General features: G+C 57.2%; 17 protein-coding genes, 1 tRNA gene and 2 pseudogenes. 14 read left to right on the top strand and 6 right to left on the bottom strand.

The genetic code is table 11. From position 1 onward, the window contains the following. The first annotated feature begins 95 nt into the window (after nucleotides 1-95). From rbsK to ACEN8E_RS19440, 3 genes and pseudogenes are all read left to right on the top strand, one after another. On the top strand, nucleotides 96-1,013 hold the full coding sequence (gene rbsK, locus ACEN8E_RS19450; protein WP_495589498.1) for a ribokinase: 918 nt from the start codon (nucleotides 96-98) through the stop codon (nucleotides 1,011-1,013). Continuing rightward, complete coding sequence (rbsD, locus tag ACEN8E_RS19445) at nucleotides 1,010-1,414, top strand: D-ribose pyranase (RefSeq protein ID WP_495589497.1); 405 nt, start codon at nucleotides 1,010-1,012, stop codon at nucleotides 1,412-1,414. The genes rbsK and rbsD overlap by 4 nt, the downstream gene beginning before the upstream one ends. A gap of 43 nt (nucleotides 1,415-1,457) precedes the next feature. Then, nucleotides 1,458-2,485 (top strand): annotated as a pseudogene (locus tag ACEN8E_RS19440) (nucleoside hydrolase). Nucleotides 2,486-2,539: 54 nt separating this feature from the next. Here the strand turns inward: ACEN8E_RS19440 and ACEN8E_RS19435 are convergent. After that, entirely contained in the window at nucleotides 2,540-2,731 is a 192-nt protein-coding gene (locus ACEN8E_RS19435; protein WP_495589496.1) for a hypothetical protein, read from the bottom strand. Between the two features lie 132 nt (nucleotides 2,732-2,863). Here ACEN8E_RS19435 and ACEN8E_RS19430 point away from each other — a divergent pair, with 132 nt between their 5' ends. Both ACEN8E_RS19430 and ACEN8E_RS19425 read left to right on the top strand, forming a co-directional pair. Continuing rightward, a complete protein-coding gene (locus ACEN8E_RS19430) occupies nucleotides 2,864-3,169 on the top strand; it encodes a hypothetical protein (RefSeq protein ID WP_495589495.1) in 306 nt (101 codons plus the stop codon). A gap of 167 nt (nucleotides 3,170-3,336) precedes the next feature. Next, nucleotides 3,337-3,657 (top strand): I78 family peptidase inhibitor, encoded by a 321-nt coding sequence (locus ACEN8E_RS19425; protein ID WP_085716627.1) that lies wholly within the window; start codon nucleotides 3,337-3,339, stop codon nucleotides 3,655-3,657. A gap of 70 nt (nucleotides 3,658-3,727) precedes the next feature. On the opposite strand, the gene ACEN8E_RS19420 is transcribed toward ACEN8E_RS19425, so the two are convergent. Then, nucleotides 3,728-3,940, bottom strand: coding sequence for a cold-shock protein (locus ACEN8E_RS19420; RefSeq protein WP_003179963.1), 213 nt, complete (start codon nucleotides 3,938-3,940; stop codon nucleotides 3,728-3,730). Between the two features lie 292 nt (nucleotides 3,941-4,232). Then, entirely contained in the window at nucleotides 4,233-4,532 is a 300-nt protein-coding gene (locus tag ACEN8E_RS19415) for a hypothetical protein (protein ID WP_008016384.1), read from the bottom strand. Nucleotides 4,533-4,915: 383 nt separating this feature from the next. On the opposite strand from ACEN8E_RS19415, the gene thrS reads away from it, so the two are divergent. From thrS to ACEN8E_RS19370, 9 genes are all read left to right on the top strand, one after another. Next, nucleotides 4,916-6,838, top strand: coding sequence for a threonine--tRNA ligase (gene thrS / locus ACEN8E_RS19410; RefSeq protein WP_495589494.1), 1,923 nt, complete (start codon nucleotides 4,916-4,918; stop codon nucleotides 6,836-6,838). Continuing rightward, nucleotides 6,838-7,389, top strand: coding sequence for a translation initiation factor IF-3 (gene infC, locus ACEN8E_RS19405; protein WP_172435703.1), 552 nt, complete (start codon nucleotides 6,838-6,840; stop codon nucleotides 7,387-7,389). Before thrS ends, infC begins: the two co-directional genes overlap by 1 nt. A gap of 60 nt (nucleotides 7,390-7,449) precedes the next feature. Continuing rightward, nucleotides 7,450-7,644 carry a 50S ribosomal protein L35 gene (rpmI, locus tag ACEN8E_RS19400; protein ID WP_002553160.1) on the top strand — a complete coding sequence of 65 codons (195 nt, stop codon included), beginning with the start codon at nucleotides 7,450-7,452 and terminating at the stop codon, nucleotides 7,642-7,644. A gap of 28 nt (nucleotides 7,645-7,672) precedes the next feature. After that, on the top strand, nucleotides 7,673-8,029 hold the full coding sequence (gene rplT, locus ACEN8E_RS19395) for a 50S ribosomal protein L20 (protein WP_007905879.1): 357 nt from the start codon (nucleotides 7,673-7,675) through the stop codon (nucleotides 8,027-8,029). A 109-nt stretch (nucleotides 8,030-8,138) separates the two neighbouring features. Then, on the top strand, nucleotides 8,139-9,155 hold the full coding sequence (gene pheS / locus ACEN8E_RS19390; protein ID WP_007992477.1) for a phenylalanine--tRNA ligase subunit alpha: 1,017 nt from the start codon (nucleotides 8,139-8,141) through the stop codon (nucleotides 9,153-9,155). Between the two features lie 26 nt (nucleotides 9,156-9,181). Beyond that, entirely contained in the window at nucleotides 9,182-11,560 is a 2,379-nt protein-coding gene (pheT, locus tag ACEN8E_RS19385) for a phenylalanine--tRNA ligase subunit beta (protein WP_495589493.1), read from the top strand. A gap of 3 nt (nucleotides 11,561-11,563) precedes the next feature. Further along, nucleotides 11,564-11,866, top strand: coding sequence for an integration host factor subunit alpha (gene ihfA, locus ACEN8E_RS19380; protein ID WP_002553164.1), 303 nt, complete (start codon nucleotides 11,564-11,566; stop codon nucleotides 11,864-11,866). Further along, on the top strand, nucleotides 11,847-12,203 hold the full coding sequence (locus tag ACEN8E_RS19375; RefSeq protein ID WP_003179985.1) for a MerR family transcriptional regulator: 357 nt from the start codon (nucleotides 11,847-11,849) through the stop codon (nucleotides 12,201-12,203). The genes ihfA and ACEN8E_RS19375 overlap by 20 nt, the downstream gene beginning before the upstream one ends. An 89-nt stretch (nucleotides 12,204-12,292) precedes the next feature. Further along, nucleotides 12,293-12,369: transfer RNA gene (locus ACEN8E_RS19370), tRNA-Pro, on the top strand. Between the two features lie 69 nt (nucleotides 12,370-12,438). Here the strand turns inward: ACEN8E_RS19370 and ACEN8E_RS19365 are convergent. The 3 genes and pseudogenes from ACEN8E_RS19365 to ACEN8E_RS19355 form a co-directional block, all read right to left on the bottom strand. Then, nucleotides 12,439-13,616, bottom strand: a pseudogene (locus tag ACEN8E_RS19365) (tyrosine-type recombinase/integrase). A 515-nt stretch (nucleotides 13,617-14,131) separates the two neighbouring features. Next, nucleotides 14,132-14,773: a phiTE_072 family protein gene (locus ACEN8E_RS19360; protein ID WP_495589492.1), complete on the bottom strand. Its 642-nt coding sequence runs from the start codon at nucleotides 14,771-14,773 to the stop codon at nucleotides 14,132-14,134. 858 nt (nucleotides 14,774-15,631) lie between these two features. Continuing rightward, on the bottom strand, nucleotides 15,632-16,588 hold the full coding sequence (locus ACEN8E_RS19355) for a DNA cytosine methyltransferase (protein ID WP_495589491.1): 957 nt from the start codon (nucleotides 16,586-16,588) through the stop codon (nucleotides 15,632-15,634). Nucleotides 16,589-16,618 lie beyond the last annotated feature (30 nt).

The raw sequence follows: 16,618 nt of genomic DNA, 5'->3' as shown, positions 1-16,618 counted from the left end.
TGAAAACAGAGAGCCGTTGAAAACACAAAGCCGCTGAAAACACAAAGCCGCTGACCCGACAGCGCCGCCGAAACAGAATCGATGAGTAGCAATGTATGCCAGCAAAAGTAGTGGTAATAGGCAGTTTGAACATGGACCTGGTGACCCGGGCGCCGCGCTTGCCCAAGGGCGGTGAAACGCTGATCGGTCAGTCGTTTGCCACCGTCTCCGGCGGCAAGGGCGCCAATCAGGCCGTGGCTGCTGCACGGCTGGGAGCGCGGGTGTCGATGATCGGCTGCGTGGGCAGTGACTCGTATGGCGAGGCGCTGCGCGAGGCTCTGCTGGCCGAACGGATCGATTGTCAGGCGGTCAGCACCGTCGACGGTTCCAGCGGCGTGGCGTTGATTGTGGTCGACGACAGCAGTCAGAACGCCATCGTGATCGTCCCCGGTGCCAACGGTGCATTGACCGCTGAAGCCATTGACCGTTTTGATTCGGTGATACAGGCGGCGGACGTGCTCATCTGTCAGCTGGAGGTGCCCGATGCATCTGTTGGCCATGCGCTCAAGCGCGGCCGCGAGCTGGGCAAGACGGTCATTCTCAACCCGGCACCGGTCAGCCGTGCGCTGCCATCGGACTGGTACGCGTCCATCGATTACCTGATCCCCAATGAAAGCGAAGCATCGACCCTGAGCGGACTGGCGGTCGATTCCCTGGAGACCGCGCAAGCCGCGGCAACCCGCCTGATTGCCCTGGGCGCCGGCAAGGTGATCATCACCCTCGGTGCGCAAGGTTCGCTGTTTGCCGATGGTCAGCGCTTCGAACATTTCCCCGCGCCCGCCGTAAAGGCTGTCGATACCACGGCGGCGGGCGATACGTTCGTAGGCGGTTTCGCTGCGGCGCTGGCGGCGGGTAAAGATGAGGCGCAGGCGATCCGCTTCGGCCAGGTGGCCGCGGCGTTGTCAGTCACCCGTGCCGGCGCGCAACCGTCGATTCCCGTCTTGAGCGAAGTGCAGGCGTTTAAAACACCATGAAAAAGACCCCACTGCTCAACATTGCGCTGTCGCGGCTGATCGCCTCATTGGGGCATGGCGACAGGGTCGTCATCGGGGACGCGGGGCTGCCGGTTCCTCCGGGCGTTGAATTGATCGATCTGGCCTTGACTCATGGCATTCCGGATTTTGTCAGCACCTTGAAGGTGGTGCTCAGTGAGATGCAGGTTGAAAGCCATGTGCTGGCTCAGGAAATCTTCGACAAAAAGCCGACGGCCCTGGTCGCGCTGGATGAGCTGGACGGCGAAGGCGCGCTGGGGCGGCGTGAGGTGCTCAGCCATGAACAGTTCAAGGTCCTTAGCCGGCAAGCGAGAGCGGTTGTTCGTACCGGCGAGTGCCAGCCGTACTGCAACATTGTGCTGGTCGCCGGCGTAACGTTTTGACCGGCTGTCCGCGTTTTGATTTCCCCGGCGCAGGGAGTGCGCCATGTATCACTTTGCTCAAAAACTGCACCCACTGCTCCGGAGTCTTCTGCTTTGTCCCTGATTACCGCAACGAACGCCCAGGCGGCACAAAAGATCGACTTGATCATCGACACCGATCCTGGGGCTGACGATGTCATTGCGTTGTTGTTCGCCTTGGCATCGCCGGACGAGCTCAATGTGCGGGCATTGACCACAGTTGCGGGTAACGTTCGCCTGGACAAGACATCGCGCAATGCACGATTGGCCCTGGAGTGGGCGGGGCGCGAAGAGGTGCCGGTCTATGCGGGGGCGCCGAAGCCCCTGATGCGTACGCCCATCTACGCCGAGGACATTCATGGCAAGGAAGGGTTATCGGGCATTGCCGTGCATGAGCCCAGGCAAGGCCTGGCCAAGGGCAGTGCCATCACTTATCTGATAGATACCCTGAAATCGGCCGAGCCCCACAGCATTACCATCGCCATGCTTGGTCCGCAGACCAATCTGGCCCTGGCGCTGATGCAGGAGCCGGGTATCGTTCAGGGCATCAAGGAAGTGGTGGTCATGGGTGGTGCGCACTTCAACGGTGGCAACACCACGCCGGTGGCCGAGTTTAACCTGTTCGCCGATCCGCACGCTGCCGAAGTGGTACTCAAGAGTGGTGTGAAGCTGACCTACCTGCCGCTGGATGTAACCCACAAGATCCTTACCAGCGAAGCGCGCCTCAAACAAATTGCTGCGCTGAACAACCAAGCCAGCCGGCTGGTGGGTGAGATTCTCAATGAATACATCAAAGGCGACATGGAACACTTCGGTATTCCTGGCGGCCCGGTGCATGACGCAACTGTTGTCGCTTACCTCCTCAAGCCGCAACTGTTCAGCGGTCGCTCGGTCAACGTGGTGGTCGACAGCCGCGAAGGACCGACCTTTGGACAAACCATCGTTGACTGGTATGACGGCCTGAAAGCGCCAAAGAATGCCTTCTGGGTTGAAAACGGCGATGCCCAAGGCTTCTTCGATCTGCTGGTCGAACGTCTGGCCCGACTGAAATAGGCATCATGTCCCGCAGGTGCCTGCCTGCGGGTTTCACTCCCGCCTGCTGACGGCTCAGGCCTTTGAGTCCGACAGGTGTTTCTCGAAAATCTGCTCGATGAACGATTGGGCGGCTTCGGTTCCAAGGTCCCTGACCAGCAGGTCGATACCGATAATGGCAAGCTCTTCCGTGCTGCTTGGACTGTAGGAGCTGTGGCCGTCCTGCCACTTGGCCTTGATGTCGGCGTCGATGCTTACGGTGGTCATGTTGGCACTCGTGAAGTCAGGGAAGTCTGAGTGCCGAGTTAACCATTTTGCGGGACTTTTGACACGCCGACTTAGGCAGGAAAGGAGGGCTATGCGACACTTGGTCTTTGACCGATATTCAAGGAACGTGCTGTGCAGATCGATCTGAACTCTCTGGATGGCCTGACCCTTGAGGCCGTGCGTCAGTTGCTGGCCGGCGCCAGTGACGATGAGCACACTCAGTTGCGGGTGACCAAGGGAGGCATTGCCTATATCTCCTCGGGTGTCGTGGGCGGTACCGATATCGACGGGTTGTTGTTTCGTCTCGAAACCTGGGCCAAGGGCTCCGGTTATGTTGGGCGAGTTGCGGCCAGCGATGAAGTCTGGGTCATGCAAATATTCAATGCATTGAAAGAAAACTGGCCCAATCCGCCTTACGACTATATCGACGTCTATTGAACGTCGTTCATATTCAGTCACGATTCAGTGGACAAGGGGAGGGCGTTGCTCAGGCAAAATCGCGACTCAAGCGGATTACGGGCGGGGTGCTGGCACTGCCTGTGAAACCAAACGCCAGTCTGGTGGTCGCACGATCTCTGCATAATTTTTGAAAAAAAGGAGGCTTCATGCCTTGGAAGCTCGCGTCATTGGGTACTTTGTTGGCCGTTGCCACGCTGGCCGGTTGCAGCACTGCCTCTACGGAGTCGGCAACCGCTGATGTAGCGACGACTGACACGGGACACAGCCGCTGTGAAGCGAAGGCTGCCGAGTTCACCATCGGCAAACAGGCATCGCCGCAGCTGCTTGAGCAGGCGCGTACCCGCGCCGGGGCGCAAAATGCACGGTTCCTGCTGCCAACCGACATGGTGACGCTGGAGTACCGTTCCGATCGCCTGAACCTGAACACCGATGCCAACAGGGTGGTTACCCGCGTCAACTGCGGCTGATCCTTCGGCTTTTGATTCACCCATAAAAAACCCCGTCACATGGACGGGGTTTTTTTAGTGCGCCTGGATATTACTCTGGGCGAACTTGAGCAGCTTGCATACCCTTTTGGCCTTTCTCAGCCACGAAGGAAACAGTCTGGCCTTCTTTCAGGCTTTTGAAACCGTCGCTTTCGATAGCTTTGAAGTGTACGAACAGGTCGTCACCGCCACCTTGAGGAGTGATGAAGCCGAAGCCTTTTTCATCGTTGAACCATTTAACGGTGCCGGTTTGGCGATTAGACATGGTGTATCTCCAAGAAACATATATTTTCAGTAGTACTGTGCTGCTCAGGCCAACTGGGCACACCCGGGTATCATAGTCGAAATGTTCGCTTTGGGAGCCCCCCAGACGTGCTGTTTGCTTTCATATTGCACGTCTTTCACCCTCGTGAATGGCTGTGAGCCCCGGTTTCAGGGGGTTTGCGCTACAAAAGAGGGGAGTAAAAAAACCCGTAAAAGCTGCGTAAATTATGCAAATCAGCCGATATCCGGCTGTATTGGGCCCCTGGATTCCTCAAAAAACGCCCTGCGAAGCTCTATTTCTGGACTCTGCACACCGAGATTTCTTTCAGGGCACGCTGGCCGAGTTCAGCGCTGGGCGGGTTGTTTTTGTCCATCAGTTGCGCGATCTCTTGTGTGGTGAATTTCTTTTCCAGCACGTCGGCGCCGCATGCGCAGTGTTTCTTTGCTTCGGCCGGATTGATACTTTGGCTTGCGGCTTTTGTGCAATCGCCCATGTACTGCGCTTTCACGCCCGCTGGCCAAGCGGCGTGGGCGCTCAGTGGCAGCAACAGGGCAAGTGGGGCGGCAACGGCAAAAAGACGGATAAGGCGCATGACATGAACTCCTTGGGATCGGTATCTGTGGCGATTCTCAGCCAATTTGAGGCGGCTCGTACATCTCAAGTTCACTCTGCGCCATAAAAGCGAGGAAATCTTCGCGGTCTGAATGGGGGCAAGTCGATAACCGCTCATCTGTGCTAGCATGCCTCGCTCGGGCGTTTGCAGGCTCCGGCGGACCCATGGTCCCGGTAGCGGCAGACGCGCGATTAACCCTGATTTGAATCCCAGTCACTCTGGTTCGGTTTCCCGGTTGGCCGCAAGGCTCCTGCCGCTGTAAGGCAGGCGTTCGTCATTGAATGGCCTGGACCGGATCTTGTACTGGCTCATCCCAACCCACGTGACCTTTGGTAGGGGTCACCACTAGGAGAGGAGGCGCCATGCCAACTATTACTCTTCCCGACGGCAGTCAACGTTCATTCGATCACCCGGTTTCCGTAGCCGAGGTCGCCGCATCCATCGGTGCAGGCCTGGCCAAGGCCACCGTTGCCGGCAAGGTCAATGGCAAGCTGGTCGACGCCAGCGACATCATCGACAGCGATGCGTCGCTGCAAATCATCACGCCAAAGGATGAAGAGGGGCTGGAGATCATTCGCCACTCTTGCGCCCACCTGGTTGGCCACGCGGTCAAGCAGTTGTACCCGACCGCCAAAATGGTCATCGGTCCGGTCATCGACGAAGGTTTCTATTACGACATCGCCTTCGAGCGTCCTTTCACCCCGGACGACCTGGCGGCCATCGAACAGCGCATGCAGCAGCTGATCGAGAAAGATTACGACGTGATCAAGAAAGTCACTCCGCGCGCCGAAGTGATCGAAGTGTTCACGGCCCGTGGCGAAGACTACAAGTTGCGCCTGGTCGAGGACATGCCGAACGAGCAGGCCATGGGTCTGTACTATCACGAAGAATACGTCGACATGTGCCGCGGTCCGCACGTGCCGAACACTCGCTTCCTGAAATCCTTCAAGCTGACCAAACTGTCCGGTGCCTACTGGCGCGGTGATGCCAAGAACGAGCAACTGCAGCGCGTCTACGGCACCGCATGGGCAGACAAGAAGCAACTGGCGGCTTACATCCAGCGCATTGAAGAAGCCGAAAAACGCGATCACCGCAAGATCGGCAAGCGCCTGGGCCTGTTCCATACCCAGGAAGAGTCGCCGGGCATGGTGTTCTGGCACCCCAATGGCTGGACTTTGTACCAGGTGCTCGAGCAGTACATGCGCAAGGTTCAGCGCGACAACGGCTATCTCGAAATCAAGACGCCGCAAGTCGTTGACCGCAGCCTGTGGGAGAAATCCGGGCACTGGGCCAACTACGCCGACAACATGTTCACCACGCAATCGGAAAACCGCGACTACGCGATCAAGCCAATGAACTGCCCTTGCCACGTGCAGGTGTTCAACCAGGGCCTGAAAAGCTACCGCGAGTTGCCGATGCGCCTGGCCGAGTTTGGCGCGTGCCACCGTAACGAGCCATCGGGTGCCTTGCACGGCATCATGCGCGTGCGCGCATTCACTCAGGACGACGCCCACATCTTCTGCACCGAAGAGCAGATGCAGGCCGAGTCCGCTGCGTTCATCAAGCTGACCATGGACGTCTACGCCGACTTCGGCTTTAAAGAAGTCGAAATGAAACTGTCCACTCGTCCGGAAAAACGCGTCGGTTCCGACGAGCTTTGGGATCGCGCCGAAGCGGCATTGGCTGCAGCCCTTGATAGCGCGGGCCTGCCGTACGATCTGCAGCCGGGCGAGGGTGCGTTCTACGGTCCGAAGATCGAGTTCTCGCTGAAAGATTGCCTCGGTCGCGTCTGGCAATGTGGTACCCTGCAGCTCGATTTTAACCTGCCTGTCCGTCTGGGAGCCGAATACGTCTCCGAAGATAACAGCCGCAAGCACCCGGTCATGCTGCACCGGGCGATCCTGGGGTCTTTCGAGCGTTTCGTCGGAATTCTGATCGAGAACTACGAGGGTGCATTCCCGGCGTGGCTGGCTCCGACCCAGGCAGTGGTGATGAACATCACTGATAAACAGGCAGATTTTGCCGCCGAAGTCGAAAAAACTCTCAACGAAAGCGGGTTTCGTGCCAAGTCTGACTTGAGAAATGAAAAGATCGGCTTTAAAATCCGCGAGCATACTTTGCTCAAGGTTCCTTATCTCTTGGTTATCGGAGATCGGGAAGTCGAGATGCAGACTGTCGCTGTGCGTACTCGTGAAGGTGCTGACCTGGGCTCGATGCCCGTCGCCCAGTTCGCTGAGTTCCTCGCCCAAGCGGTTTCCCGGCGTGGTCGCCAAGATTCGGAGTAATTATTATTAAGCGTGAAATGAGACAAGATAAACGAACTGCACCGAAAGCCCCGATCAACGAGAATATCTCGGCACGCGAGGTTCGGTTAATTGGGGCTGAAGGTGAACAGCTCGGGATTGTGTCAATCGAAGACGCGCTTCTTAAGGCTGAAGAGGCCAAGCTGGATCTGGTGGAGATTTCCGCCGATGCAGTACCACCTGTTTGCAAACTGATGGACTACGGCAAATCGATCTTCGAAAAGAAGAAGCAGATTGCTGCGGCCAAGAAAAACCAGAAGCAGATTCAGGTTAAAGAAATCAAGTTTCGTCCAGGGACGGAGGAAGGGGATTACCAGGTAAAACTGCGCAACCTGGTACGTTTCCTGAGTGACGGGGACAGGGCCAAGGTATCCTTGCGATTCCGCGGCCGTGAGATGGCCCACCAGGAGCTGGGGATGGAACTCCTCAAGCGAGTTGAAGGTGACTTGCTCGAGTACGGTTCGGTCGAACAGCATCCTAAGATGGAAGGACGCCAGCTGATCATGGTCATCGCCCCGAAAAAGAAGAAGTAATCAACAGGGCACGGCAGGCCTTCTGATTATGTTTATCAACTGAATGCGGAGTATCCGAACATGCCAAAAATGAAGACCAAAAGTGGTGCTGCTAAGCGGTTTCTGAAAACTGCTAACGGTATCAAGCACAAGCACGCTTTCAAGAGCCACATCCTGACCAAAATGTCGACCAAGCGTAAGCGTCAACTGCGCGGTAGCAGCTTGCTGCATCCGTCTGACGTGGCAAAAGTCGAGCGCATGCTGCGCCTTCGTTAATTTTAGTCAAGAATAGAGGAAGTAACTCATGGCTCGTGTAAAGCGTGGCGTCATTGCCCGTAAGCGTCACAAAAAAATTCTGAAACTTGCTAAAGGCTACTACGGCGCTCGCTCGCGCGTATTCCGTGTTGCCAAGCAAGCGGTAATCAAGGCAGGCCAATACGCCTACCGTGACCGTCGTCAGAAAAAACGTCAGTTCCGCGCTCTGTGGATCGCTCGTATCAACGCTGGTGCTCGTATCAACGGTCTGTCCTACAGCCGTTTCATCGCCGGCCTGAAAAAAGCGTCCATCGAGATCGACCGTAAGGTTCTGGCTGATCTGGCAGTGAACGAAAAAGCGGCGTTTGCTGCGATTGTCGAGAAAGCTAAAGCCACCTTGGCTTAAGTACCCCCGACAGTCACCCGGCCTCGCATCTGTGGGGCCAGGTGTTAAACGTCATAAATAGGGGAAGAGCCTTCAAGCTCTTCCCCTATTTTGTATCTGGAGTCTGTACATGGAAAACCTGGATGCGCTCGTCTCTCAAGCTCTAGAGGCTGTGCAAAGCGCTGAAGATATCAATGCCCTGGAGCAAATCCGGGTTCACTACCTTGGCAAGAAGGGTGAATTGACTCAGGTGATGAAGACCCTGGGGAATTTGCCGGCAGAGGAGCGTCCGCAGGTCGGTGCGCTGATCAACGTTGCCAAGGAGCGTGTCACAGAGGTCCTTAATGCGCGCAAGGCATTGTTTGAAGAAGCCGACCTGGCTGCCAAACTCTCTGCCGAGTCCATTGACGTGACCCTGCCTGGCCGTGGTCAGACCTCCGGTGGTCTGCATCCGGTCACCCGCACTCTGGAACGTGTCGAACAGTTCTTCACCCGTATTGGCTACGGCATCGCCGAAGGCCCTGAGGTCGAAGACGACTATCACAACTTCGAAGCGCTCAACATCCCAGGCCATCACCCGGCCCGGTCGATGCATGACACCTTCTATTTCAATGCGAACATGTTGTTGCGCACCCATACCTCGCCGGTACAGGTCCGTACCATGGAGTCGAAGCAGCCGCCGATCCGCATCGTCTGCCCAGGCCGCGTATACCGTAGCGACTCCGATATCACCCACTCGCCGATGTTCCATCAGGTCGAAGGCCTGCTGGTCGATCGCGACATCAATTTCGCCGACCTCAAAGGCACCATCGAAGAGTTCCTGCGGGTGTTCTTCGAAAAAGAACTGGCCGTGCGTTTCCGTCCTTCGTACTTCCCGTTCACCGAGCCATCCGCTGAAGTCGACATGGAATGCGTGATGTGCAGCGGTAAAGGCTGCCGCGTCTGCAAGCAGACCGGCTGGCTCGAAGTGATGGGCTGCGGCATGGTTCACCCGAACGTGCTGCGCATGTCCGGTATCGACCCGGAAGAGTTCTCGGGCTTTGCCTTCGGCATGGGCGTTGAGCGTCTGGCCATGCTGCGTTACGGCGTGAACGACTTGCGTCTGTTCTTCGACAACGACTTGCGGTTCCTCGCGCAATTTCGCTAGTCGTAACGAATTCTTAGGAGAGCAGGATGAAATTCAGTGAACAATGGCTGCGTGGCTGGGTCAGCCCGCAGGTAAGTCGCGACGAGCTGGTTGCTCGTCTGTCGATGGCCGGTCTTGAGGTCGATAGCGTTACGCCGGCCGCCGGTGTTTTCAGTGGCGTGGTCGTTGGCGAGGTGCTGAGCACCGAGCAGCACCCGGACGCCGACAAGCTGCGCGTGTGCCAGGTCAGCAACGGTTCGGAAACCTTCCAGGTTGTTTGCGGTGCGCCAAACGTGCGCCCGGGCCTGAAGATTCCTTTCGCCATGATCGGCGCCGAGCTGCCAGGCGACTTCAAGATCAAGAAGGCCAAGCTGCGTGGCGTTGAATCCAACGGCATGCTGTGCTCGCAAACCGAGCTACAGGTTGGTGAAGGCAATGACGGTCTGATGGAGCTGCCGGCCGATGCGCCGGTGGGTGAGGATTTCCGTGTTTACCTGGATCTGGAAGACGCCAGCATCGAGGTCGATCTGACCCCGAACCGTGGCGACTGCCTGTCCCTGGCGGGTCTGGCTCGTGAAGTAGGTGCGCTGTATGCCGCGCCAGTGGTCCGTCCGGTGGTGGCTGTGGTTCCTGCCGCGCACGACGAAGTGCGCTCGGTAGAAGTGCTGGCGCCCGCCGCGTGCCCGCGCTACCTGGGTCGTGTGATTCGTAACGTCGACCTGTCCCGGCCTACGCCGCTGTGGATGGTTGAGCGCCTGCGTCGTGCAGAGGTGCGCAGCATCGATGCTGCCGTCGATATCACCAACTACGTGATGCTGGAACTGGGTCAGCCGCTGCATGCATTCGATCTCGCCGAAATCAACGGTGGCATCCGTGTACGCATGGCCGAAGAAGGCGAGAAGCTGGTGTTGCTCGACGGTCAGGAAGTCAGCCTGCGTAGCGATACGCTGGTGATTGCCGACCATTCCCGAGCGCTGGCCATTGCCGGTGTCATGGGCGGCGAGCACAGCGGTGTTTCCGCGACCACACGTGATGTGTTCCTTGAAAGCGCCTTCTTCGACCAGATCGCCGTCGCTGGCAAGGCCCGTTCCTATGGCCTGCACACCGACGCCTCGCATCGCTACGAGCGTGGCGTGGACTGGAAGCTGGCCCGTGAAGCCATGGAGCGCGCCACTGGCCTGCTGCTGGAAATCACCGGTGGCGAAGCTGGCCCGATCGTCGAAACCGTCAGCGAACAACACCTGCCGTCGATCGCGCCGATCACCCTGCGCGCCCAACGCATCACCCAGATGCTGGGCATGGAAATGGATTCGGCCGAAGTCGAGCGTCTGCTCGGCGCTTTGGGTCTGACCATTACTGCCGATGGGGCAGGGCAGTGGCGCGTTGAAGTACCAAGCTTCCGTTTTGATATCAGCCTGGAAGTCGACCTGATCGAAGAGCTGGCCCGTCTGTACGGTTACAACCGTCTGCCGGTTCGCTACCCGCAAGCCCGCCTGGCGCCACAAGCCAAGGCTGAAGCGCGCAGCGATCTGCCTGAACTGCGCCGCCTGCTGGTTGCCCGTGGTTATCAGGAAGCGATCACCTACAGCTTCATTGATCCGAAACAGTTCGAGCTGTTTAATCCGGGTGTGGAGCCGTTGTTGCTCGCCAATCCGATCTCCAATGACATGGCTGCCATGCGTTCGTCCTTGTGGCCGGGCCTGGTCAAGGCGCTTCAGCACAACCTGAACCGTCAGCAGGATCGCGTGCGTCTGTTCGAAAGCGGCCTGCGATTCGTTGGCCAGCTCGAAGGCCTGAAGCAAGAGCCGATGCTGGCGGGTGTCGTTTGCGGTAGCCGCCTGCCGGAAGGCTGGGCGCAGGGTCGCGATACCGTCGACTTCTTCGACGTCAAGGCCGATGTCGAAGCGGTTCTGGGTTTTGCCGGTGCGCTGGATTCCTTCACTTTCGTACCGGGCAAGCACCCGGCGTTGCATCCGGGTCAAACCGCGCGCATCGAGCGTGAAGGACGTCTGGTCGGCTTCATGGGCGCTATCCATCCTGAATTGTCGAAAAACCTCGGTCTCGACCGCCCGGTCTTCGTCTTCGAGCTGGTTCTGGCGGAAGTGGCGTTGGGCAAAATGCCTGAATTCCACGAGTTATCGCGCTTTCCTGAAGTGCGTCGTGACCTTGCACTGATTGCGCACAAAGATGTTGCAGCCACGGCTGTACTGGACGTAATCCGTGAAAATGCAGGCGAATGGCTGACAGACCTCAGGCTATTTGACGTGTATCAGGGTAAAGGCATTGATCCTGATAGAAAAAGCCTCGCAGTCGGCTTGACCTGGCAGCATCCATCGCGCACTCTTAATGACGATGAGGTGAATACCGCAACGCAAAACATCCTCACCTCGCTCGAACAAAGGTTGAACGCCACGTTAAGGAAGTGACGTATGGGGGCTCTGACGAAAGCTGAGATGGCGGAACGTCTGTATGAAGAGCTGGGCCTGAACAAACGGGAGGCCAAGGAATTGGTCGAACTGTTTTTTGAAGAAATCAGGCACGCGCTCGAAGACAACGAACAAGTCAAATTGTCCGGTTTCGGCAATTTCGACCTTCGGGACAAACGCCAGCGGCCTGGCCGCAATCCGAAAACGGGGGAAGAAATCCCGATCACGGCTCGCCGTGTGGTCACCTTTCGTCCAGGGCAGAAGTTGAAGGCCCGAGTTGAGGCTTATGCTGGAACCAAGTCATAACGACGAGCTCCCCGTCATCCCGGGCAAACGCTACTTCACCATTGGTGAAGTCAGCGAGCTGTGTGCGGTCAAACCACACGTACTGCGCTACTGGGAGCAGGAGTTTCCTCAACTCAACCCTGTCAAACGCCGCGGAAACCGCCGGTATTATCAGCGCCAGGACGTGCTGATGATCCGGCAGATCCGCGCGCTTCTTTATGATCAGGGGTTCACCATCGGCGGAGCGCGCCTGCGCTTGTCCGGCGATGAAGCCAAAGACGACACAACCCAATACAAGCAAATGATCCGCCAGATGATCGCCGAGCTCGAAGATGTTCTGGTGGTGCTCAAGAAATAAATTCCTGCTTTTAAATACTTCCAGTTTTCAAAAGCTTGCGATATATTCTTGAGCGTTCCTCGAGATGAGGAACAGGTTTCACGCCTAGTCGGGGCGTAGCGCAGTCCGGTAGCGCACTAGCATGGGGTGCTAGGGGTCGAGTGTTCGAATCACTCCGTCCCGACCATATTATTCAATGACTTAGCCCAATCTTTTCAGGTTGGGCTTTTTCATTGGTGGGGAGTTTTTCGGGACTTCATCCAGTTTTCCTCTTCAAGATCGTCAGCACCGGCCCCCGAGAGTCAGTTGCTGATACCATATTTGCAGCCTCAATCAGCTGCCCGAGCTCAGCGCCCGAGTAGTGACTGGTGATACTGCCATTCTTGTGGCCCAGAAGTGCCTTGCGGTCCTCCTGTGTGACACCTGCCGCCCGAAGGCGACGGCCAAACGTGTGTTTCAAGTCGTGCACCCTGATGGATGCATACCCAGGGTGAGCGGGGCGAAGGTTTTCCTCCTGCCAGAGTTTCGCCGCTCTCACCCGCGCCTTCTTCCAGGCCGAGTCGTTCATTCGATGCATAGCGTTTCCGTTGTAAGGAAAACCCAGTCCTTACACATGCCACGCTGCTTGTCGATGATCGACTTGGCCACGCTGTTCAGCACGACCAGTCGCTCATCGCCATTTTTCACACCTGAACGCTCGTTTTGGCCGCCAAAGTCGGACGGGATCAGGAACACGCTGGTGCCCAGTTCAGGTACCGAGATTTCCCAGTCCCACCTCAATTTGCAGACCTCCTGCTCGCGGCAGCCCGTATTCACTTTGAACAGGGCCATCGTTTGCAGGTGCGCCGGCAATTCTCCGAAAAGGATCGATTGCTCTTCCCATGTCATAGGGTCGGGCTCGCGAACCTTCTTCTTCAGGTCCAGCTTGGCCAGCATTGGCACCGAATCAAGCCAGGGCCTGCGCTCTTCATCCCGCCACTTCCTTGCACAAAGCGATAGAACCCGAATTACCCGCTCGATCGAGATGTTGATCGTGCGAGGCGCCACCGGCTTCAACTGCTTCCCGTCCGGCAACACCATTCCTTTCAAGCGATCTTTTACGAACGGCTCAAGTGCCTGGTCATCGATATGCGTCAATGGCAGGTCCTTGAGGTAAGGGTGAAGCTGCTTCAGGTGATGCGCCGTCAACTTGATCGAGGGCTGGTCCTTGCTCTCGATCAGAAACCTTGTCGCCGCTTCCTCCCAGGTTCTGGTGCGGCGTACGCCATATACCTTCTGCTGTCGAATCTGCTCCAGCCGGTGAATCAGGTACTGCTCGGCCTCTTGCCGGTCACTAGTTCCAGTGCTCTCTCGAAGGCGCTCGCCTCGGAACACTTTGTCGATTTGCCAGACTCCACCTTTCTGGTAGAGGCCAGAGATCGCTTTTCTCGCCATGGTTTACCTCCTGTGGCCTCACCCTGGCGCTCGCTGCGAGGGCGATTGTTGTCCTGATTCACGGTCTTTTCAATCGACTTGCTCTCGATGCAGGCGTCTGCCCATTCGTCGAGCTCGATACGATCAAACGCAACACCCTGTTTCCCGATAGGAAATTCACGAACGTTTGGCCTGACTGTTTTGTTGAATTCGTCCCGGCACATGCCGAGATAGCCTGGTGTATCCATGAATCGGATGAACCTCGGCGGGATGCTTGAAGCTTTTGCTGCTGTTGCGTTACCCATGGTGGGATTCCTTAGACGAATGCCACCGTCGCTCCCCGTTCATTGGCAGGCCGGTAGGTGGATTGTGAAATCAGATGAGGGGCCTCAGGCGAGCTGAGCGGGTGAGCTACGGTTTATTGGTTCGCCTCGCCAGTTGCGTACACGCTCTCTCCCCTGAGGTGACTGGTGGGGTGAGCCCTTAGCGCCGCGGCCCCTTGTAGCTGTACACGTAGGCGAACCAGGCGAGGGCGATCATGGCGTCACCTGCTGCTGTTCTTGACGTAGCGCCTGTTGCACTGCATCGACAACCCGGCGTAGGTACGTGAACTTGTGGTTTTCTTCGACAGCCTTACCATCGATGGGGTAATGCCATTCCTCGCCGAACAGCTCGGTCAACAGCCTGCTGTGGTGCCAGCATTCGTTTGCGTTCCCGATGCTGCGCAAATCATCGACCTCATGCCAAAGCTCGCGGGCTTCGTCCTGGCTCAATTCGCCAAGCTCCCAGTCGTGGCGCCCGGTTTGTTGCCGCCGGCGTTGGACGATGCACTTCTTGGCCAGGGTATGCAGCGCGTCTCCGCTGAACACGGTGGAGCTGATCCCGCGATCCAGGCAGTTCAGGACATAGTCCCAACCGCATTTCGCGACGAACTCCGCAACGGTGCGCGGGCCCAAACCGCCCCAATAAACATTCCAGCTCTTGTCCCAGCAGTTGATCGTGATCTTGCCCTGGGCGGTCTGGTAGTTCAGATCGGATTCGGTGGGGCAGTCCCGGCGACCGAAGTCCTCGAGGAACACCGTGATCGGGTCGAGCCGTGGCGCGCCGGTGATCACCAGCTTCGTGACAGTCGAGCGCTCAACCTTCAGCGGATCGGCCGGTTTGTTTTCTGTGGGCATGGGGCGTCCTATGCCGGGGCATGCCCGGGCGGTGGATGATGAGGGATCAGCTAGAATCCACCGCTCAGCCAACCAGAGCGGTGCAACGAACATGAAGTTCGAAGAGACACAGAAGGGAAATCCTCACAGACTGACTATCAATCAGCATGTATTTCCAAAGGCAAGCATCAATAGGTTCACAAATGCCGATGGAGTAATAAAGGTCTTTAGTTACAGCGCTGGAAAAGTGCTAGCCATAAATTCCAACAATAATCTGTTTTGCGCTAAGCGTGTATGGGATCAAAAAACTGAAACCGGAATCGGCAAGCAAATTGAAGACAGATTTCAAAATTTGGTCGATGGTATTCAGAGTGGATCCGTTAGTGTCATTGGATACTTCGAAAAATAAGTCGTTGAAGAACTTTTCTCGTTATGGAGGAGTCGTCAGAGGTTTAAGATTGATGGGCTTCCAGATTTGAAGGTAAATGGTAGATCGGGGGACACGCTGACCAAGGATCAGCAGGAGGTTTTGGAGTGTAAACATACGATCTTCCTAAGAGAAGGGGTCATGCCTGGAAGGTTCGCCGCGGGAATTCACGTCGTTGGTTACCTGGATGCCTTTCGCCAAGATAATCGCTACATGGAGTGGGGTATCGTTCGTGCAGGTGAAGGCGAATTCATAGTGCCAGATTGCTTTGAAGATATGATGATAATTCCCGTGTCACCGACGCTGTCTATTGTTGCGGATCAGCCAAACTCTATTCTTACCCGCAGCGAGGTGGCAGTTATTAACCAAGTAGCTATCGATCGCTCAACTAACTACTACTTTGCGAGAAACCTATCGGCATGCCCTGTTTACCGCGATAGGCCGCCTAGTCTTCAGCGGATGTTTGCGCAATAGATGAAAGAGGGGCAGGCGGCTGCTTTCAGTGCTTCAATGATTCGCTGCCCGGCTAGCGGCGGAACCGCATTACCAGCCATGTGCATGGTCAGTCGATGGTTGTCAGGGCGCTTCGTGTTAGCCGGGAACGACATGGCGGCAAGGGCCTCGTTCGCTGAGAGCATTCGTATCTCATCGCCACGCACAAGGGCCCACCGGTCAAGCGTGGTGATGGTTCCGATCGGGCGGTTGATGTCGCGCCCAGTTAGGCCCGAGCCTTTACCGTAGTAAGGCATGATGAAGTGTTCGCCGAAGCGGTCTCGGCCGTTGCGCACTCGATCAAGGGTTGCCTGAGCACGGCCAGGCTTCTCGATGGGTGACCAGCGGCCGCCGTCGAAGTCTAGGAAACTGGCGGCTGGCACATGTTGGCGCCGGTGCAGCTGGAGCATCAGCGGCGCCTTGCTTCGGGTGCGCACCAGAAACAGGCGCACGCGGTGCTGGGGCACGCCGAGATCGGCGCAATTTACGACATGGGGCGCGATCATGTACCCCAGCGCGGCCATGGCCTGCGACCAAGCTGGGTACAAAGTCCAGTCCGTGAACTCTTCGACGTTTTCGACCAGCACCACTTCCGGCCGGTGAAACTCTGCGGCCGATACCACGGCCCAGGCTGTCGACCGAGACGCATCATGCTGGGCATTGCCGGACTTCTTGCCGTGTGGCTTCGAGTGGCCCTGGCAACAGGGCGAGGCGAGCATGATGTCGTGGGACGGGACCTTAGGCCAATCCGCCTGGTGCAGGTCTTGGCAGATGTGGATAGCTTCGGGGTGGTTGGCGCTATGCCACTCAACCGCGACCGGCCAGTGGTTTGCGGCCCAGATAACGTCGATGCCGGCATCGCGGGTACCGGTAGACCATCCGCCGAGACCGGCGAACAAATCGATTGCTGTGGGCATTGTTGATCCTCGCCGGCTGGCGTGATTCGT

It is taken from the genome of Pseudomonas sp. Pseusp9 (genome assembly GCF_059491265.1).
Note: the sequence above shows the minus strand (reverse complement) of the source record. Positions and strands in the feature narration are given on the sequence as shown.